10 protein-coding genes are annotated in these 19172 nt (G+C 59.0%); 5 read left to right on the forward strand and 5 right to left on the reverse strand.

The genetic code is table 11. The features are described from left to right. The first annotated feature begins 634 nt into the window (after window positions 1-634). The gene (locus BLT75_RS23340) at window positions 635-1276 is read left to right on the forward strand and encodes a glutathione S-transferase family protein (RefSeq protein ID WP_093038012.1); all 642 of its coding nucleotides are present in this window, start codon (window positions 635-637) and stop codon (window positions 1274-1276) included. A 59-nt stretch (window positions 1277-1335) separates the two neighbouring features. Here the strand turns inward: BLT75_RS23340 and BLT75_RS23345 are convergent, their stop codons facing one another. The 3 genes from BLT75_RS23345 to BLT75_RS23355 form a co-directional block, all read right to left on the reverse strand. Next, on the reverse strand, window positions 1336-1689 hold the full coding sequence (locus BLT75_RS23345; protein WP_218129031.1) for a DUF1330 domain-containing protein: 354 nt from the start codon (window positions 1687-1689) through the stop codon (window positions 1336-1338). Window positions 1690-2474: 785 nt separating this feature from the next. Further along, window positions 2475-3320 (reverse strand): ankyrin repeat domain-containing protein, encoded by an 846-nt coding sequence (locus BLT75_RS23350; protein WP_093038015.1) that lies wholly within the window; start codon window positions 3318-3320, stop codon window positions 2475-2477. A gap of 183 nt (window positions 3321-3503) precedes the next feature. Next, entirely contained in the window at window positions 3504-4520 is a 1017-nt protein-coding gene (locus BLT75_RS23355; protein WP_093038017.1) for a nuclear transport factor 2 family protein, read from the reverse strand. A 212-nt stretch (window positions 4521-4732) separates the two neighbouring features. On the opposite strand from BLT75_RS23355, the gene BLT75_RS23360 reads away from it, so the two are divergent. Next, window positions 4733-5707 carry an adenylate/guanylate cyclase domain-containing protein gene (locus tag BLT75_RS23360; protein WP_093038020.1) on the forward strand — a complete coding sequence of 325 codons (975 nt, stop codon included), beginning with the start codon at window positions 4733-4735 and terminating at the stop codon, window positions 5705-5707. A gap of 243 nt (window positions 5708-5950) precedes the next feature. Here the strand turns inward: BLT75_RS23360 and BLT75_RS23365 are convergent, their stop codons facing one another. Continuing rightward, window positions 5951-7813 carry an adenylate/guanylate cyclase domain-containing protein gene (locus tag BLT75_RS23365; RefSeq protein ID WP_050931066.1) on the reverse strand — a complete coding sequence of 621 codons (1863 nt, stop codon included), beginning with the start codon at window positions 7811-7813 and terminating at the stop codon, window positions 5951-5953. Window positions 7814-8894: 1081 nt separating this feature from the next. On the opposite strand from BLT75_RS23365, the gene BLT75_RS23370 reads away from it, so the two are divergent. From BLT75_RS23370 to BLT75_RS23380, 3 genes are read left to right on the forward strand one after another with little or no spacing between them, the layout of a single operon-like run. Continuing rightward, window positions 8895-16352 carry a GAF domain-containing protein gene (locus BLT75_RS23370; RefSeq protein ID WP_093038023.1) on the forward strand — a complete coding sequence of 2486 codons (7458 nt, stop codon included), beginning with the start codon at window positions 8895-8897 and terminating at the stop codon, window positions 16350-16352. Next, on the forward strand, window positions 16349-16678 hold the full coding sequence (locus BLT75_RS23375; protein WP_093038025.1) for an Hpt domain-containing protein: 330 nt from the start codon (window positions 16349-16351) through the stop codon (window positions 16676-16678). Before BLT75_RS23370 ends, BLT75_RS23375 begins: the two co-directional genes overlap by 4 nt. Beyond that, the gene (locus BLT75_RS23380) at window positions 16671-17699 is read left to right on the forward strand and encodes an adenylate/guanylate cyclase domain-containing protein (protein ID WP_093038034.1); all 1029 of its coding nucleotides are present in this window, start codon (window positions 16671-16673) and stop codon (window positions 17697-17699) included. The genes BLT75_RS23375 and BLT75_RS23380 overlap by 8 nt, the downstream gene beginning before the upstream one ends. A gap of 740 nt (window positions 17700-18439) precedes the next feature. Here the strand turns inward: BLT75_RS23380 and BLT75_RS23390 are convergent. Next, a partial coding sequence (locus tag BLT75_RS23390; protein ID WP_143028661.1) for an IS3 family transposase occupies window positions 18440-19172 on the reverse strand: 733 nt, incomplete at its 5' end.

The raw sequence follows: 19172 nt of genomic DNA on the forward strand, positions 1-19172 counted from the left end.
GATACGACCGATGCCCGGAAACCTTCTTCTCAGCCATCGCTCTCGCCGCAACCGTTTTGTTCTGGCTATGAAAAAGAACGAGTCTGGAGCCTAATGAGCGCCGTCTCTTGAAGATCAGACATAGACGGCACCCCCCATGAGGAAGCCCCATGGTTTGCAATCCCGCCCCACCAAAAATCACCTATGTTCCGGACTTTTTTGCACGGGCAACCTGTCCTTTCTGTCGAAAGCAGTTGATCGTTTCCCATCACGACTTGAAGAAATCTGGTCGACCGATAGACGGATCAGCTGAATGGGTTTGCTCGTTGTGCAAAAATATCAAAAGGCTGGCGCCGTCCGGTTAGCTATAGTGTTGATTTCGGCTTTTTCCGCTGAGCTGACCTAGGCGCCTTTGAGACCACTGTCCGGTTCTCCCGTTAGCCATGGTGGCGGCATCAAAGCGAACGTTGCGGCAGTGCTGGATGGTCGTGAGTGGTCGCCATTGGCTGCTTGGCTGCCACCCTATCAGCAAGGGTCCTACGACCGGGTTGAGCCCAGAGAGGAGAGTAGCAAGCTCTGCGAAAGTGTGTGCAGAAACCCCAAGATGCATCTGTGATAATGTAGTCATTGCTGCAACTCGAAGGAGGCCTTGGCAATGTACACACTCTATTGGCATCCCTGGTCATCATCTTACGCACCAATGGCAACCCTGAAGGAGCTTGGCGTCGAGTTCGATCTGTATGAGGTGGACTATGACGGCGGCGAAACCCGTACAGAACAGTACAAGCGTGTCCAGCCTTTGGGTTTGATCCCGGCTCTGAAATTCGCCGACGGCCGAACGATGTTCGAATCGGCAGCGATGATCATCTATCTTTGTGATCGGCATACGAACCGGGGGTTGGCACCGCCAACGCATGCGAGAGACCGTGGCCACTTCCTTCAGTGGATGCTGTTTCTCGCCGATACGATCTACCCGTCCTACAACCGGTACTACCATCCGGAACGCTATTCGGCTGATACCAGCGGCGCCGCGGCCCTTAAGGCGCGAGCCTTGGAACAAGCGGTCGAGCAACTACGTGTCGTCGAAGATTCTCTGAGCAGGAATGGGCCGTGGTTGTTGGGTGAGCGGTTCTCGGCCTGCGACATCTATCTCCAAATGATCACGACTTGGCACGAGCCCCCACAAGCGCTCTTCGAGCAGTTTGGTCACATTGGCGATTTGGCAAAACGTTTGACCAAGCGTGAGGCATGCCGTTGGGCAATAGAACGGCATAACTTCGCAACTGGCTTCGAATGAGGTTGGCGAAATATAGAAATCCCGCTCAGCCGACCAGATCGTCGTGTCGACCTTGAACCTCAAAAAGGGTCGATGCCTTCGATAACGCGCATGTCGCGCATCACACCGAGACGGGGCAGGATCGCCTGGTAGGAGGGATCTTCATAAGCTCTGATGGCTGCGTCCGTGCTTTCGAACTCAATAATGATCGAGCGCTCGTTCTGACCCGCCTCGAACGTCTTGACTGGCATACCCCTGGCAATGAACCGTCCGCCGAGGGCTTCTATGGCCGCTTTCGCATCGGCGGCATACGCGGCGAGATTTTCTTCGGTCGGCGGGCTTCTGTAGCACACCACTAGATATCCCTTGCCCATCGTCATTCCTCTTGTCTGGTTAAAAATGGTTTCTGCGAAGAATTGCACGTCAAAAGCCAAGTTGTCACGGGCTGTCGCCTCTTGGCAGGTGTGCGGGTAAATGCCCCGAATTAGCTTGGACAAAGCGGACAGGGCTACGGATACTGAGCGCCGCGGGCTGTTGATGAAACACTATTACGTCCCTGCTACGTCCCTGCGGCAGCTTCGTCCGCTAAGCGGCCACACTCCCGTGCCTTGTCGAACGTCCGCTATAACCACCCAAAGCCAGCACTTGTTTTCCAAACACTGTTGCTGAAAGTGTGTTCAAGCACAGTGTTTCAGGTTAGTGTGTTGAACACAGTGTTTTCCCAAGCCAGCGCAGCCAAAGCGCATCACACAGTTTATCGCACACCTCAAATTTGCCCAAAATACCCATTTAAAATCAACGCTTTAAAATAAACACAAGTCTTGAAAATCCTCGTGTCGGTGGTTCGATTCCGCCCCCGGGCACCACTTTTGCCATAAAAATAAGCCACTACAGCATCGCACAGTTTTTACTTCCCGCGTTGCACACTCATCGCACAGTTTTTCGTGCGTTGCTGGGTGAGTTTGGGGCTGAAAGACTGTGTTGAACACAGTGTTTGGAATCAATGTGTTAGACACACTGTTCGCAACACACTGTTTGCCCACAGTGTTTTACAAAAGGATCTTCCCCACAGTGTTTTCGAACACAGTCGAAGACAACATGTTGAACGATAGCGCTTGGAAACGGCAGTAATGCTAAGATGGGCGGTCATCTTATGGTTTTGCTCAGATGTCTCAGAAGAGCCCAGAGCGGACATTTTGGGAGGCGGCGATTGGAAGAACTAGGGCAGTGGCTGCGGGTTGTCAGAGAGTGTCCTGAGGTAAGCAATAAGGTCGGCACGATCCTGCTCATCTGCCAAACCTCTGTTCGCCATCTTAGTGCCAGGGACAAATTGGTATGGATCAGACAAGAATGAGTTCAGGTTGTCATACGTCCAATCTCCGTCAATCGCGGACAGGTACGATGAATAGTTGTACGAGGCCACCGAAGCGACTTGGCGCCCCAACAAGTCCCAAAGTGGCGGTCCCTCCTTTTCATCATCGCCCGAGCCTGCGCTGAGTTGATGACATTGCGCACAGCCGCCGCCGATCAGTTTTCCTCGCTCAACGTCAGCGGACGGCAACAAGTGCGCAACGCTTGGAGATTGGATTGTCTGGGGAACGCCTTGCTCCAGCAGCATCTCTTCGATGGCTGCGTGCCCCTTGATGCGTGCAACATGCAACGGTGTTCCCAAAGATGGGTCGGGAAGGGCGGGGTCTGCACCTGCTTCAAGCAGTAGCTTTACTACTTCACTATGTCCAAAACTGATCGCAGTGTGAAGCGGCGCCCCATAAGTATTCTCACCCATAAACTCAGGCCGTCTAAAGTTTGGGTTGGCTCCGGCCGCCAGTAGGGCTTTGACAACCTCCGTTCTTCCAAAGGAGGCGGCTACGAACAAAGGCGATGATCCTGCGAGGTTCGTATGCATAGTACTCGGCAGATCAACGTCAGTGCCTTTCTCGATCTCAGCGAGGACTTTTTCGACATCGCCTTTGCGAGCCATAAGGTGGATCATCTCAGTGGCGCCTGCCGTTGCTGAGCCAAACAAAGCTACGGCTGCACAAAGGGTGTGGTAAATCTTGTTCATATCGGCCCCTCTTTTGAGAGCCAGAGTAGCACGAATAGACGTTATTTGCACCGCAGCAGCAAACGGCGCGTTGTCCGCATGAGAGACCTCGGAGGCAGCCGTGATGAATGACCGCTGCTGGTCGGAGCGGTCGTTCAGGCACCAAAGCGGACTTCACCACGCGGTCCCGTTTTATCGAAGGGCTTAACGCCAGTTCAGCTTGAAAATTGTATGTTCACCGTCCAGCCCTTTGAGCGGAACTGTTATCTGCTCGGCAAACTGAAACTCCGGTGATCCGCCCACCATGATCCGCGTCGCATCCGAGACGAGGATATCACTGGGTGCGGCGAGGGCCGCGATCCGTGCGGCCTTGTTGACTACGGTCCCAAAGTGATCGGCATCAGAAGTAATCACTTCGCCGGTATGCAGGCCAATGCGGATTTGTAATTTTGGCTCTTTCGGTTCAGCTGAGTTTTTCTGTTGGATGTTCTGAGCCGCCAACAGGGCTGCCCTTGCGGAGGCGAAGGACGACATCACGCCGTCACCCAGTGACTTCACCAAGCGCCCACCACTTTCGACGATCTGGGTCTCGACCAGTCGTAGATGTCTACCAACAGCGTCGGCCCAAAGTGAATCGCCTATCGCTTGAGCAATTGTCGTACTGTCAGCGATATCCGTGAACATGATGGTCGCAATGCCGCTTTGGCCGAGTTCGTATGGTGTAGAGAGCGCGGCATCGAGTAGCTCTTCAAAACCTCTTGCCTCGTAGCCGAATCCTTCGACGTTGTTGACCGGGATAGAATTGTGAACGTGCACAATCTTCCAAGAACCCTTGTCGAGTTTCAGAATGACGGTTGAGCGCAGTCGTGCGGACTGTCCGGTTTCGATCCCGTCGATTGTTGCCTCCCACTCCACCCACCCGAGTGATCCGCATTCAAATCCGCGAATTTCTTGTGGATCCCAATGGAAGCGTGGGACTTCACCGATATACTGCTCCATGCCGCGACGCAGTGCATCGCCCCTCCACGACTCGCCTTGGGCCGAACCAAAGTACGACAAGGCGGCATCATCAGAGAACAGATGCACCACGGTTTCGCCATCACCTCGGCCGTAGGATTTGATCCAGCGTTCAACAATGGCTGCAAGCTCTGGCGAAGGTCGTATCGTATCCGTCATATGAGCGACAATAAGAGCTTCGTGTCCTAGAGCATAGAGCTCCATGGACTGAACTTTCTTGCTGGCGCCATCCTATTTGGTCGCAGATGTGCTTGCTACCAACGGCGGGTTTGTCCGCATCCCAGTCGTCGGCAGGATTTCAGGCAATGTCTGCCCCACCATGAAGCAGTCGTTGTCACTTGCAACACCCAACCAATCGACAGGCCGCCATGATGCAGATACGCTCGCACCGAAATAGCAAGAAAATGCTTTGACTTATGCCGATGGATGCCGCGCCACGCCGATCTTACGAATTGGAGTCAATCGTACGTCGCTGGCTTCACGCGATCTTCAATCAGCAGCCCAAAACTGCGGTCAATCTGTTCTCAGAGAGCGATGCTCTTAGCTACATCGGAACAGATGAAAAAGAGTACTGGGCGGGCGATAATCTACGACGAGGATACGGCGCTCATATGAGCGAAGCCGATCCTTCGGTCATGAAAGCACTTGATGTAGATGCTTGGGAATGTGGGAGTTTCGGTTGGGCTAGGTCCAAGGCAGAGGTTTTGTTCCAGAATGCTGACCAGCCTGTGTTGCTGCGCCAATCGATGGTCTTCTTGCTAGAGGATGGGATTTGGAAGATCGCCCATGTACACAACTCAAACCCGGTGCCGAACGTAGAAGTTTTTGGCTACGTGCACAAAGCCTATGACGATTTTTTGGCGACGGTAGCCAAGGACGATCTCAAACTTGAGTCTTCAGGCAGTGCTACGGTGATGTTTACTGACATTGTAGGCAGCTCCGCGTTGGCGGAAGCTGTCGGAGACCAACGATGGGCGCGGCTTATTTCCGATCACCTGAAGCTTGTCGATAGCTTGCTCAACCAGTTCGGTGGTCGCTTGGTGAAGACCATGGGTGACGGAACAATGTCCATATTCACGTCAGCGGGCCGTGCTTTGAAAGCAGCTGCAGAACTCCAGAGAGCGGTAGATGGCATGGATGGTGAACCGAAGCTTACAATCAGAGTTGGGCTCAATACTGGTGACATAGTAGAAGCAGGGGATGACTTTCTTGGGACCGTTGTGAACAAGGCTGCTCGAATTGCGTCTATCGCTGATCCGGGAGAAATTCGCGTATCAGATGCAACGCGAGCAATGGTCGGAAATTCAAAAGAGTACGAGTTTGGCTCACCAGTAAATATCGCTCTAAAAGGGCTGGACGGTGAGCACCGACTCTATCGACTTGAATGGTAGTTTCTTGTCGTCACCGCCAAGCTACGTTTTCGCATGCATCTCATAGTGTTAGCAACACACTGTTTGTCCACAGCGACTGCAACACACTTCTTCCCCACAGTGTTTGCGGACACAGTCGAAGACAACATGTTGAACGATAGCGCTTGGGAACGGCAGCAATGCTAACATGGGCGGTCATCTGATGGTTTTAGTCAGATGTCTCAGAAGAGCCCAAAGCGGCCTTTGTCGGAGCGATGCCTTTACTTAATCTGGCAGTCCAGCGGCTTTCAGTTGCTCGGCAAGCCTTGCATTTGCAGACTGATCACCAGCGTAGCCCATACCAGTTACAGCAACACCGATTGTCATAGTTGGGTACAATTCAGTGAGCCTTCGAACCGCTTCAGACGCGCTATCTGGCTTGTTGAGTGCGATGTTGCTGGCGACCTGGAATACTTGACAGGCTGAATAACCCGGCGTCTTGGCAAGACAGTCGCTCGCGGCCTCTAGAGATGCATCGTATTCACCCTGTCCCCACAACGCGCGACTCATCGCAGCATCATAGTAACTAGGTCTGATCGGGTTCAGCTCGAAAGCTTTCCGCGCTGTTTCGACCGCTTTGTCGAACTCACCGATATTGGCATATGCACGGCCCAGAAACAGGATGTTGTCTGCATCTCCCGGCCCGAGTTCCACCGACCTTCTCGCGGCTTGAAGCGCGCCTTCAGTATCGCCAACCCAAGACCGAAGTATACCAAGTGCCTGAAATGCGGTCGCCAGAGTCGGGTCGATTTCAATGGCCTTCTCGATCTTTGCAATCGCCGATGACAGATCGGCTGGTCCGAGGTCCGAAGCCCAACCGAAGGCAATGGCTATCCCTTCCACCCAACCCAGGTATAGCCAAGCCGGTGCGTAGTCCGGGTCCAGTTCGATCGCGCGAGAAAGATCTTGTCTCGCCAATTCCGAATCTACAGGGTTCAGCCGATGCTTCCGCGCGACGCCACGCAAAGCGAGTTCATAGACGTCCAAGGTTTCCGGCGGTCGCCTCAGAATTTCGCCCTTTTCGATTTCGCGAACTTCGGAGAAAAGAGAACCTACAATCCGTTCGACGATGTCGTCCTGCGTATCGAATACGGTTTCCGCTGTGCTCTCATAGGCCTCAGCCCAAACATTCCTCCCACTTTTCCCGTCGACCAGCTGTGTTGTGATCCTGAGGTGATCGCCGCTGCGCCGGACACTGCCTGTGAGTAAGTAGTAAACGCCAAGTTCTCGCGCAATCTCGGCGGCGTCACTCGTTTTCTCTGCGACAGCAAATGATGCTGACCGCGCCATCACTGTAAGCTCGGCATTGCGCGCAAGCTGCGTAATGATGTCTTCGGACATGCCATCGGCGAGATAGCGATAGTCTTCGTCATCTCGGAATGTTTCGAAAGGCAGAACCGCGATTGAGGGCCGGTCGGGTAGCTGAAAATCCGCACGCCCCCCAAAAGAAGCGTCATCTCGATACCACCATATTCCAACGCCGGTGATCGCGATCAAGATCAGAACCGCGGATACCAGACCGATGCGGCGTGCCAGATGTCTTCTGAGTAGGGTCGGTCGCTTCCTGACTACGCCACCAGTTTGAAAACTGAAGACCCGTATGGGATCAGCAACATTCTTCAGCGTTTGCAGTCCAAGGTCGCGAAATTGGCCATTCACCTTTCCCTTGACCTGATCATGGGCGCTTTGGGAAAGAAGTATCCCACCGGGCTCTGAGAGGCTTTCAATACGTGCCGCAATATTCACGCCGTCGCCATAAATGTCGTCGCCCTCAACGATCACATCGCCGATATTGATGCCGATGCGGAAATCGATGCGCTGCTGCTGCGCGGTCCCGGCATTGCGATTTTCCATCCCGCTCTGGATTCCAACTGCGCATTGCAGAGCGCTTACGGCACTTGGAAATTCGACCAGAAGACCGTCACCCATCAGCTTGACGATGCGCCCGCCATGTTCAGAAACCAGTGGAGCGATAAGGTCCTCGATATGTGAACGCAGCGCGGTCAATACGCCCGTTTCGTCCGCGCCCATCAAGCGCGTGTAGCCGACGACATCCGCCGCGAGAATTGCCGAAAGCCTGCGTTCCATTCTCACTTCCCTTGGGTACGAAGGCTAACCCACGCAGTCTGGCCATGCCAGAATGAAAGCAGTCGTTTTGCGTCGCATCACATCTCTGCACGCAAGAGCCTGCTCCAAAGCAGGCAATTCGTGGACCGCTTCGTCCGCATCTGAGACGTCGGAGGCATCAGTGCCGAATGGCAAGTGCTGGGAGAAGCGGTCGTTCAGGCACCAAAGCGGGCGCCGCCGGTCGGTTCGGTCGTCTTGAAGGGCTTCTGTAAGCTGATTTGCGGACATCTGACTGAACCGCTCAGATGTCTCAGAAGAGCCCTCACTGTGAATTCGATTTTCACGCTGCGTGCGCACGCCGCATGAATTCTTCTGCGTTGGCAATATTTCTCGCGCTGCGGTGCGGCTCGAAAACCGGTCGTTGGCGACAGCCGCAGCATTCATCCGGTCGCAAATTCACACATCGCGGACCTTGCCGACGTACAGCTTTCCGGCTTGAACGACTGGCATCTGCAGTTCGCGACCGTGGCTCGCGTCTCTGAAGGCGCGTCTGGAGGTTGCTGCGGGTGCAAAAAGAGAAAGCAGGACAAAAGAAGAAGCGGTCGCTCAAGCATTCAATTTCTGACTGAAAGACTCGGATGACTGGGTCGAGCCGCGGCTGCGTGAAAACTGGGCGGCGCGATCTCTCTAGCCGAGTTCGTTCCTGCAACGTGTCGGAATTTCCGCTCAGCTTGACGAGACAGCGCAGATATCTCGGGGTTTTGACCCGACGCGTCAGATCGCGGGAGTTTTCATACAGCCTCAGCCCGAAGCGGACAATCAACCAACTAGGATGCAAACGTATGAAGTTTACTTCAGTTGGATTGTCGTGGTTTCGTCTTGATGCAATCAGAGATGCGAGAACTCAAAGTGTTCAACCCGCTCTCGGCAACAAGCTGTTTTCATCGGCGAAGCCTTGTGGATGGGCTGTTCTGATGCTGCAACATCTCTCGTTATCGCCAGAAAACGCTGGAACATTCGGGACTTCGTGCCTAACATCGCTTTCGATACCGGATGGCCGCGCCGGGGCGTCGATGCCATGTAGCAACTGCGGGGGCATCTCTTGCAAGGATCGGACAAGGCAGGGTCACGATCTTCGGGCAGCCCCGGACAAGCTCCGGACCCGCTGGAGCGCAGCCTGGCGGACGAGAAAGCCCGCTTCGCAGCATCTGCTGAAATCCTCCAGATCATCGGCAAGACGAAGGGCGATACGCAGCCTGTCTTTGACCGTATCGTTCACTCGGCGACCGAACTGTGCGGTCTACGTCTGAGCATGTTGTGGCGGTTCGAGGGCGGGCTGGCGCACCATTGCGCCTATTCCGGGTTCGATCCCGTATTCATGGAGGAATACCTGAAGGACTATCCCAAGCCGGCCAAGCCCAATTCGATGACGCAGGCCGTTCACGACAGCGGCCAGATCCAGCATATCGAAGACGCCTGGGTCGAAACCTACTCGGATCACGCGACCGCGCGGGAATACGGGTTCCGGCACCTGATGGGCTTTCCCATCCTGACCGAAGGCCGCGTCTGGGGGGCGCTGATCCTGGGCTGGCCCGACGGCCAGGCCCCGACCGAAACTCATGTCGATCTGCTGCGCACCTTCACCGATCAGGCCGCCATCGCCATCGAGAACGCACGCCTGTTCGAGGAGAGCCAGCAGGCGCTGGCCCGCCAGACGGCAACGTCCGACATTCTGCAGGTCATCAACAGCTCGCGCGATGACCTGCAACCTGTTTTCGACCTGATCGCGCGCAAGGCAGCAGAGCTCTGCGAGGCCGCCTTCTGCATGCTGTGGAGGGTCAGCAAAGATCAGTTCAGCTATTGCGCCAGCCATGGTTTCGACGCCGACATGATGGAGACCTTCGCGGCCCGCGGTCCCCAGCCTCTGGGCGACCGCTCGGTCACTGGCAGGGTGGTGAAGACACGCGGCATCGTGCGGATGGAGGATGCATCGGACCCGGCCTATCAGGACCATCAGCTGGCTCTGACGCTGGGCATTCGTCAGTTCGTCGGCGTGCCCATATTCGTCGGCGGCGAGGTATGGGGGGCGATCAACCTCGCGTGGCGCAAGGGGCAGTCGGCCCGCGACGAGGATATCCGGCTGGTGCAGACCTTCGCCGAACAGGCGGCCATCGCCTTGCGCAACTCTGGAATGTTTGCCGAACTGCAGACGCGGCTCGAGCGCGAGAAGGCGACACGCGCCGTGCTGCAGGTCATCAGCGAAAGCCGCGACGATGAACGACCCGTCTTCGATGCTATCCTCGAGAATGCCTGCCATCTGTGCGGCGCACAGCTGGCCTTTCTCAGCCTTGCCAACGAAAACCGCACGCGCGTTACGATTCCGGCCCATCGTGGCGTGCGGGAAGCCTTTGCCGCGGGTTTGGCGGACTTCGACGAACCGATCGACCGCACGCAACTGGTGGCAGTGCGCCCCATAGTCGATGGTCAGGTCATCCGTCAGGATGATATCGCGAACGATCCGGTCTACACCGTGCACCGCGATCCCAAGCGTGTGCAGATGGTGGAGGTCGAAGGCGCGCGGTCGGTCCTAGTCGTGCCGCTTAAGAAGGACGGCGTGGCGCTGGGGGCTATCGTGCTGTACCGCCGCATCGTTTCGCCCTTTTCAGACGACGACGTTGATCTTGTAGAAACCTTCGCCGCGCAGGGCGTCATTGCCATCGAAAGCGTGCGCCTGTTCCGGCAGGAACAGGCCCGCACCGCCGAGGTCGAGGAAGCGCTGGAATACCAGACGGCGACGTCCGAGGTGCTCTCGGTCATTTCTCGGTCGCCTAACCTGGTAATGCCGGTTCTGGAGACGATCCTTGACGTGGCCGCGCGCCTCTGCCGACCGCAATATGCCTATGCCGCCATGCGCGACAGCGAAACGGGTCTGTATCACATTATAGCCACCCGCGACGTTGATGAAGACTACTTCGCCTATCTGCGGGCGAACCCGATTGCACCGGGCCCTGGGACATGCACCGGACGAACTGCGCTTCTGGGCCAGACGGTCTATATCGAGAACACGGCGACCGACGACAGCTATGAATGGAAGGAAGCGGCCGAACGCGGCGGCTTCCTGTCAACCCTGGGTGTCCCCTTGATCCGCGACGGCGAAGTGGTCGGCGTGCTGTCCTTGGCTCACAGCCAAGCCTCGGCCTTCCAGCCCAAGCAGATCGCCTTGGTCGAAACCTTCGCGGCGCAAGCGGTCATCGCCCTGTCGAACGCCCAGCTTTTCGACGCGCTGGAAACCCGCACCGCCGAGGTCGAGGAGGCGCTGGCCTATCAGACCGCCACCTCCGACGTGCTCGACGTCATCTCGCGCGCATCCAGCGAGGTGCAGCCGGTCTTCGACATGATCGTGCAGAAATCGGTCGAACTGAGCGGCGCGCAGTTTTGCGTGATGGACCGGATCGAGGACGGCGCGCTGCATTTCTGCGCCCAGTCCGGTTTTGTCGGCGAAGGCGCGCGGCAACTGGCGGCGGCCTATCCGGTGACCGACTGGGCCGGGCACATGTCCGACAAGGTGGCAAAAAGCGGGAAGACCGAGCACGTCCGGGATGCGTGGAGCGACGAGTTTTATTCGCCGGAGATGGCCCGCGAGGTCGGCTATCGGCGGATGCTGGGCGTGCCGGTCAAGGTGGATGGCCGGGTCTGGGGCAGTATCAATGTCGGCTGGGCCCATACGGCGCCGCCCCCGCAAGCCACAATCGACTTGGTGCAGACCTTTGCCAGCCAGGCCAGCATCGCCATCGAGAACGCGCGTCTTCTGCGCGAAACCCAGGAACGCACCGCCGAGATCGAGGAGGCGCTGGAACAGCAGAAGGCCTCGGCCGAGATCCTGAGCGTGATCAGCCAGTCGGTTGCGGACACCCAGCCCGTTTTCGAGAAGATCCTCGAAAGTTGCCGCCACCTGTTCGGCGGCGAGGAACTGGATGTCCTTCTGATCGACGAGGCCGGGCTGTTGCAGGTCGTGGCCTATCTGGGAAAATACGAAAGGGAACTGCTAGAAACCTTCCCTGCGCCATGGGAAATCACGCCCGCGGGCGAGGCGATCCGCACCCGGCGCGTCGTCAATTACGCGGATTGCGCCAGCAATCCCGATGTGCCGCGCGTGCTGCAGAAGATGGCGCGTATCGCCAGCTATCACTCGGTGGCCTTCGCGCCGATGATCTGGGAGGGGCGCGGCATCGGCGTGGTGGGCGTCGCGCGCTCGGCCCGGCCCTTCACCGACAAGGAACTGCGGATCATGCAGGGCTTTGCCGACCAGGCGGTGATCGCGATCCAGAACGCGCGGCTTTTCAACGAGACCCAGGCCGCCCTTGTCCGCCAGACCGCCAGCGCCGACATCCTGCGCGTCATCAGCGGATCGCAGACCGACGCCGCGCCGGTCTTCGACGAAATCCTGCGCCGTGCCGGGGAAATCTGCGACGCGCCGCTAGTCAGCCTGAACCTGGTCACCGACGACCGCACCCACGCCCTGCTGGTGGCGCATCATGGCGACGACCTGAATTTCCTCAAGGTCGGCGAGACCCTGTGGCCGCTGGATTCGGGCTTGGCGACGACCACGGTCTTTCACGACAAGAAGCCGAACCACGTGCACGACCTGAAGGAGACCGCGCTCTACCGCGAGGGCAACAGCCTGCGCCGGCAGATCGTCGACAAGGAGGGCATCCGCACCTTCCTTGCTGTGCCCCTGATCCATAAGGGCGAGGCGATCGGCAACATCGCGGCCTACAAGCGCGTGGTCAAACCCTTCTCGAAGGACGATATCGACCTGTTGCAGAACTTCGCCGACCAGGCGGTGATCGCGATCCAGAACGCGCGGCTGTTCCGCGAGACGAACGAGGCGCTTGAGCGCCAGACCGCGACGGCGGAAGTGCTGGAAGTCATCTCGAACTCGGTCGAGGATGCCAAGCCCGTCTTCGAGAAGATCCTCGACAGCTGCCAGCGCCTGATCCCCTGCCGCGACCTGTCTATCCTGACGCTGGACGAGGGCGGACTGGCGGTGCTTGGCGCCGCGCGGGGACCGGTCGGGACGGCCAGCGCGCGGGAATACAAGCCCAAGCCAGTGGACCAGACGATCATCGCCTCCGCGATGGCAAGCGGCGCGCCCGAGCACTACACCGACGCGCTAGCCGATCCGCGGACACCTCCCGTCATCCGGCGCATGGCCGAAAAGTTCGGCAATTTCGCCTGCCTTGTCGCCCCGATGGTCTGGAAGGGCCGATCCGCAGGGGCAATCTTCATCGGCCGCGCCTTCGAAGGCGGACGCCCGACCGCCTTCTCGGAGCGCGAGATCGACATCGTCGAGACCTTCGCCGACCAGGCCGCCATCGCGGTGCAAAACGCGCGGCTGTTCAACGATACGCAGACAGCGCTGGCCCGCCAGACGGCCAGCGCCGACATCCTACGCGTCATCGGCCAGTCGCCGACCGACACGACACCCGTTTTCGAGCGGATCGCGGAACTGGGCGTGCGGCTGGCCGTCTCGGACCTCGCGGTCGTCATGCTGGCGGGCAAGGACGGTTTCGAGGTCGTTGCCCGCGCGACGGGCGAAGGGCTGGCGAAGCTCGAAGGTGACCAGCGCTTCCCTCTCGACCCCGATCCGGCGTCGAGCTTTCCGGCGCAGGTCCTGCACACGCGCGAGGTCCTGCATCTGCCGGACTGGGACGCGTTGGACCTGTCGCCGTTCGAACAGGGGACCTATGACCGCTACGGCATCCGCGCCAGCCTGACCTTGCCGCTGATGAACGGCCGGGATTGCGTCGGCGTGCTGGCCTTCGCGCGCCACACCGCACGGGCCTACTCCGGGGACGAGATCGACCTGGCGCGCAGCTTCTGCGACCAGGCGGTGATCGCGATGGAGAACGTTCGGCTGTTCCAGGAGACACAAACCGCTCTGGCGCGTCAAACGGCAAGTGCCGACATCCTGCGGGTCATCAGCCAGTCACCGACGAACGTAACTCCGGTATTCGAAGCCATTGTAGAAACCTCGACCCGTCTTGTTTCAGCCGATGTCGCCATTGCCATTCGATCGGACGGGACCGAAATCTGGATGGAAGCCGTTGCTACCCCTGCCGGCCTCGACCGCGACTTCAATCGGGCGCGGACGTCTTTCGCCGACGCGGACACCATCCCCTCGCGCGTGATCCGGACCGGCGAAATGGTTCATATTCCCGACTGGGACACTGCTGATCTGCCCCCCAAGGATCAGGAGCGCCGCGACAAGATGGGCTGGAAATCATCGCTGATGGTCCCGCTCATGCGTGGGTCGACCTGTCTTGGAGCCTTTACCTATCTCAGGCGTAAGGCCGGCGCATTCTCCGACGAGGAAATCGCCCTCACGCAGACCTTCTGCGACCAGGCGGTGATCGCGATCGAGAACGTGCGGCTGTTCAACGAAACACAGAGCGCCCTTGTCCGCCAGACCGCCAGCGCGGATATCCTACGCGTCATCAGCGGCGCTCAGGAGGATGCCAAACCCGTCTTCGACGCCATCGGCGAGGCCGGTGTGCGCCTTCTGAAGTGCGACATCGTCTTCGTGATGCAAAGCGACGCGACCGAGTTCTGGACCCGCTCGGCCGTCGGGCCGGAGGGCCCTCTCGACAACGTCAAGTTTTTCCGTGACCCGATCGACCCCGACACCAACCTGCCTTCGCGAGCGATTTTGTCGAAGAAGGTGCTGAACCTGCCCGACTGGTCCGAGATCTCGCTTCCCGATCACGACAAAAGCGTCCAAAGGCGCTTTGGCGTCAATGCGAGTCTTTCCGTACCGCTCCTGCGCGAAGGCGAGTGTCTTGGCGTGCTCGTCTTTGCCCGAAAGGCGCGCGGCGCGTTCAGCGCCGAGGACATCGACCTCGCTCTGTCCTTCGGCGATCAGGCGGTGATCGCGATGGAAAACGTGCGCCTTTTCGCTGAAGTGCAGGACGCCCGCAAGGAAGCCGAAAAGGCCAACGAGGCAAAGTCCGCCTTCCTCGCCACCATGAGCCACGAAATCCGCACGCCGATGAATGCCGTGATCGGGATGAGTGGCCTTCTGATGGACACCGACCTGAACGATGAACAGGCCGACTATGCCCGTACCATCCGCGACAGCGGCGACGCGCTTCTGGGCATCATCAACGAGATCCTCGACTTCTCGAAGATCGAGGCCGGGCAGATGGATATCGAGAAGCATCCCTTCGACCTGCGCGACTGCATCGAGGGGGCGCTGGATCTTGTCGCGAGACGGGCGGCGGAAAAGCAGCTCGATATCGCCTACCTCATGGCTGACGACGTGCCCGCGGCGGTCAGCACCGATCTGACGCGGTTGCGGCAAATCCTGCTGAACCTTTTGTCGAACGCGGTGAAGTTCACGCCGGAAGGTGAAGTGGTCCTAACCGTATTGCAGACCCCGCGCGACGATGGCCAGATCGATTTGCACTTCGCCGTCCGCGACACCGGAATCGGGCTGTCGGAGGCGGGGATGGGCCGTTTGTTCCAGTCCTTCAGTCAAGCCGACAGTTCGACCACCCGCAAGTATGGCGGCACGGGCCTCGGGCTTGCGATCTCGAAGCGCCTCGCGGAACTGATGGGCGGCACGATGTGGGCGGAAAGCGAGGGCGAGGGAAAGGGATCGGTCTTTAGCTTCACCGTCCGGGCTGAACCCGCGACGCTGCCCAAGGTCGAGGCGCGGCGCCTGATCGGGCGGCAGGACCGGATCGCGGGCAAGCGGCTGCTGGTGGTCGACGACAATGCGACGAACCGGAAGATACTGACGCTGCAAACCTCGAAATGGGGGGCCGAAGTCGTCGCCTGTGCGGATGGCGCCGCGGCGCTGGAGGAGTTGTGGAAGGACAGCCGGTTCGACCTCGCGATCCTCGACATGCACATGCCGGAAATGGACGGCGTCACGCTGGCCCGGCGCATCCGGGAGGACCACGCGGGCCTGCCAATGATCCTCTTCAGCTCGCTCGGGCTGCGCGATACCGAGGCCGATGACGGGCTCTTCGCGGCCTACCTCGCCAAGCCGCTGCGGCAGTCGCAGCTTTTCGACACACTGGTCACCAGGTTCGACAGCGACGCCAGACCCGACCGCACGGCGCGCGACACCGACGCCCGGCCGAAGGCCGACCCGGACCTGGCCGCGCGCCACCCGCTGCGCATCCTGCTGGCCGAGGACAACCTTGTAAACCAGAAGCTTGCCCTGCGCCTTCTGGAACAGATGGGATATCGCGCGGACCTGGCCAGCAACGGCAAGGAGGCGATCGAAAGCGTTGCGCGGCAGACCTACGACGTCGTGCTGATGGACGTGCAGATGCCCGAGATGGACGGTCTCGAGGCGTCGCGGCGGCTGAACGCCGATTACCCCCCGGACGCGCGCCCGCGCATCGTCGCGATGACCGCGAATGCGATGCAGGGCGACCGGGACATGTGCTTGGAGGCAGGAATGGACGACTACATCGCGAAACCGATCCGCGTCGAGAAGCTGATCGAGGCCTTGCGGGCCGTGCCGCGCCGCAGGGGCGACCGGACATGAGCGCGCCACCCGTCGACACCGCCGTTCTGACAGATCTGCAGGACAGCATGGGCGCGAATTTCGCCGCCGAACTGGTCGCCACCTTCCTGCAGGAAGCGCCCGGCATGATCGCGGACCTTCGGGCCGCGGCGGCGGAGGGGGCCGCGGATGACCTGCGCCGCGCCGCCCATTCCATCAAGTCGAATGCCGCGATCTTCGGCGCCGAACCCCTCGCCGACATTGCGCGCGAGATCGAAATCGAGGGCTTGCGCGACGGCGCGCTCGCCCGTCTCGAAGCCGAGTATGCAAGGGCGGCCGAGGCGCTGAAGGATGCCGCCGATGGTTGACGCGCCGGGCCGGCTGCTGGTTGTCGACGACAACAAGGTGAACCGTCTTCTGCTTTCGCGCAGCGTCGAGATGCTGGGTCACACCGTGACGCTGGCTGAAAACGGACGCATAGCGCTCGACCGGCTGGCGGAAGGCGGGTTCGATCTGGTCCTTTTGGATATCGAGATGCCGGAAATAGACGGATTCGAGGTGCTGGCTGCGATCAAGTCGGACCCCGAACTGCGCGATCTGCCGGTCATCGTGACGTCGTCGGTCGAAGGCCTCGACAATATCGTGCGCTGCATCGAACTGGGGGCCGAAGATTACCTGCCCAAGCCCGTGAACAAGGTGCTTCTGAAGGCGCGGCTGACGTCATGCCTGGAAAAGAAGCGCCTGCGCGACGAACAGCGGACCCTTCTGGGTCGGTTTGCTACTCAGGAAGTGGCGCGCGACCTCCGTGAAACAGGCTTTTCGATCGGTGGACGGCGTATCGAGGCTTCGGTCCTGTTCTGCGATATCCGTGACTTCACGGCATTGTCTGAGGATCAGAGGCCGGAAGACACGATCGAACTTCTGAATTCCTACTACGCGTTGATGTTCGATGCCATCAGCAGCCATGGCGGTATCGTCAACCTGATGATCGGCGATGGTCTCATGGCGCTGTTCGGAGCCCCGAAACCACTGGAGAACGCGGCACTGAGCGCGGTGGTTGCGGCGCGTGAAATGCTAGACATGATGGCAGCCTTCAATGCCGACCAGCAGATGCGCGCAGCGCCTCAGATCCGGATCGGGATCGGGATAGCCTCGGGCGAGGTCGTTGCCGGCTATGCAGGAACGCAGGAGCGTGCGTCCTACACCTGTATCGGCATGACCGTGAACCGTGCGGCCCGGCTTGAAAGCCATACAAAGACTGTCGGGTGTTCCATGCTTGTTGACGAGGGCACATACCTTGCGGTTGCTGAACCGTCTGCGGGGACACGTCTAGCCGGGGTCGCGTTCAAAGGGTTTTCCGAGCCGCTCGACATCTATCGCCTAGCGTGATCCTTTCCGACATCTCGGCCAACCCGGCGGGTGGCTTTGGAGACTACGGTAAATCGGCTCACGACCTTGGAGAACCTGCACCGCCAGGAATTGCGTCCATGTTGAATGGGACGCCCCTTTCATCCGCGCATTGTTTAAGCGGTTAAATTCGCCCGGTTGCACTGCATCTAGCGGCGGCTTGGTCCGCTCCTTGCTCGTCATTCATTCAAGCAGCGAAGGGACAGTTTGGGATTTGGCTCAATCCACGCTGTTGAACGTCCGCAAACGGGAAATCCGCAGCGATGCCGCAAATTCGATGTGGCACGTGCGAAGGGATGTTGCATCCGCAAAGGTGAAAAATCCAAGGTCGGAAAAGTCCGCATGTGAGACATCGAACGCAACTGCAGCGAATGGCTGAAGTTGGTAAAAGCAGTCGTCGCGGCGCAAAACCGGACTTTGCCGCGGCACGGACCTGTCATGAGTGACGGGTTACGAAGGGTTACCAGTCATCTGACCGTTTTGCTCAGATGACAGCAGAGAGCCCGAAGCGGACGCGCAGAAATAGGTCCGTTTAGCACTTGCAGCACGACCTGGAAGTTCACGACCAGACCAGACCTGCCGGTAAGTTACATCCTGCATTTTTCTGTGCTGTTTTCGCTTTGCGGACATTCACTCATCCCGTTCCTTTTCCAGCCATCAGGGGTCAGTCCACCTGGTTGGAACCACTTGGATCCTGGTCTTTCCCCCATTTCACCGGACACTCAGGCGGTTGCGGTTTGAGCTGCGATAAACTCGCGTGGCAAGCGCATTTTCAGCCCTGAGTGCGGGTGGTTGTCGTTGTAGTCCTCGATCCAGCCTCCGATCAATCCGAGAACGGTTTTGGCATCCGGCAACGGTGTCACCTGGACGTAATCGCGCTTGAGTGTCTTTACGAAGGCCTCCGAGATTCCGTTGCTCTGCGGGCTCTGAACCGGCGTGAAGCAGGGCTTCAGACCCAGCTGGCGGGCGAAGATCTGCGTGTCCTTCGCGATGTAAGGCGAGCCGTTATCGGACAGCATCTCGATGACTGACGGGGCACGGTGACCACCAAAGCGGCGTTCCACGGCCTCGAGCATGATGTCGCGGATGTCGGAGCCGCCGATCCCGGCGTTCACTACGGCGCGCCATGCGATGATCTCGCGGTCGTGGGCATCAATGATGAACGCGCCACGGACGATGTCGCCGTTCCAGCAGGTGAACTCGAACCCGTCCGAACACCAGCGCAGGTTCGAGCGCATGACGATGACCTTGCCGTCGTGAACATGCTCGGGGCGCTCCGTGTATTTTCGAGCCAGAAGCAGGTTGTGGGCCTGCATGATCCGGTAGACCCGCTTGTGATTGACTGCCGCCATGCCCTCCGAGCGCAACTGGCGGTTCAGGATCGCCGTGATCCGCCGGTAGCCGTAGGTCGGGCGCGCCGCCACAAGCGTGGTGATCAACGGCACCAACGCCGCG

Source organism: Ruegeria marina (assembly GCF_900101475.1).
GTDB classification, from domain to species: domain Bacteria; phylum Pseudomonadota; class Alphaproteobacteria; order Rhodobacterales; family Rhodobacteraceae; genus Ruegeria_B; species Ruegeria_B marina.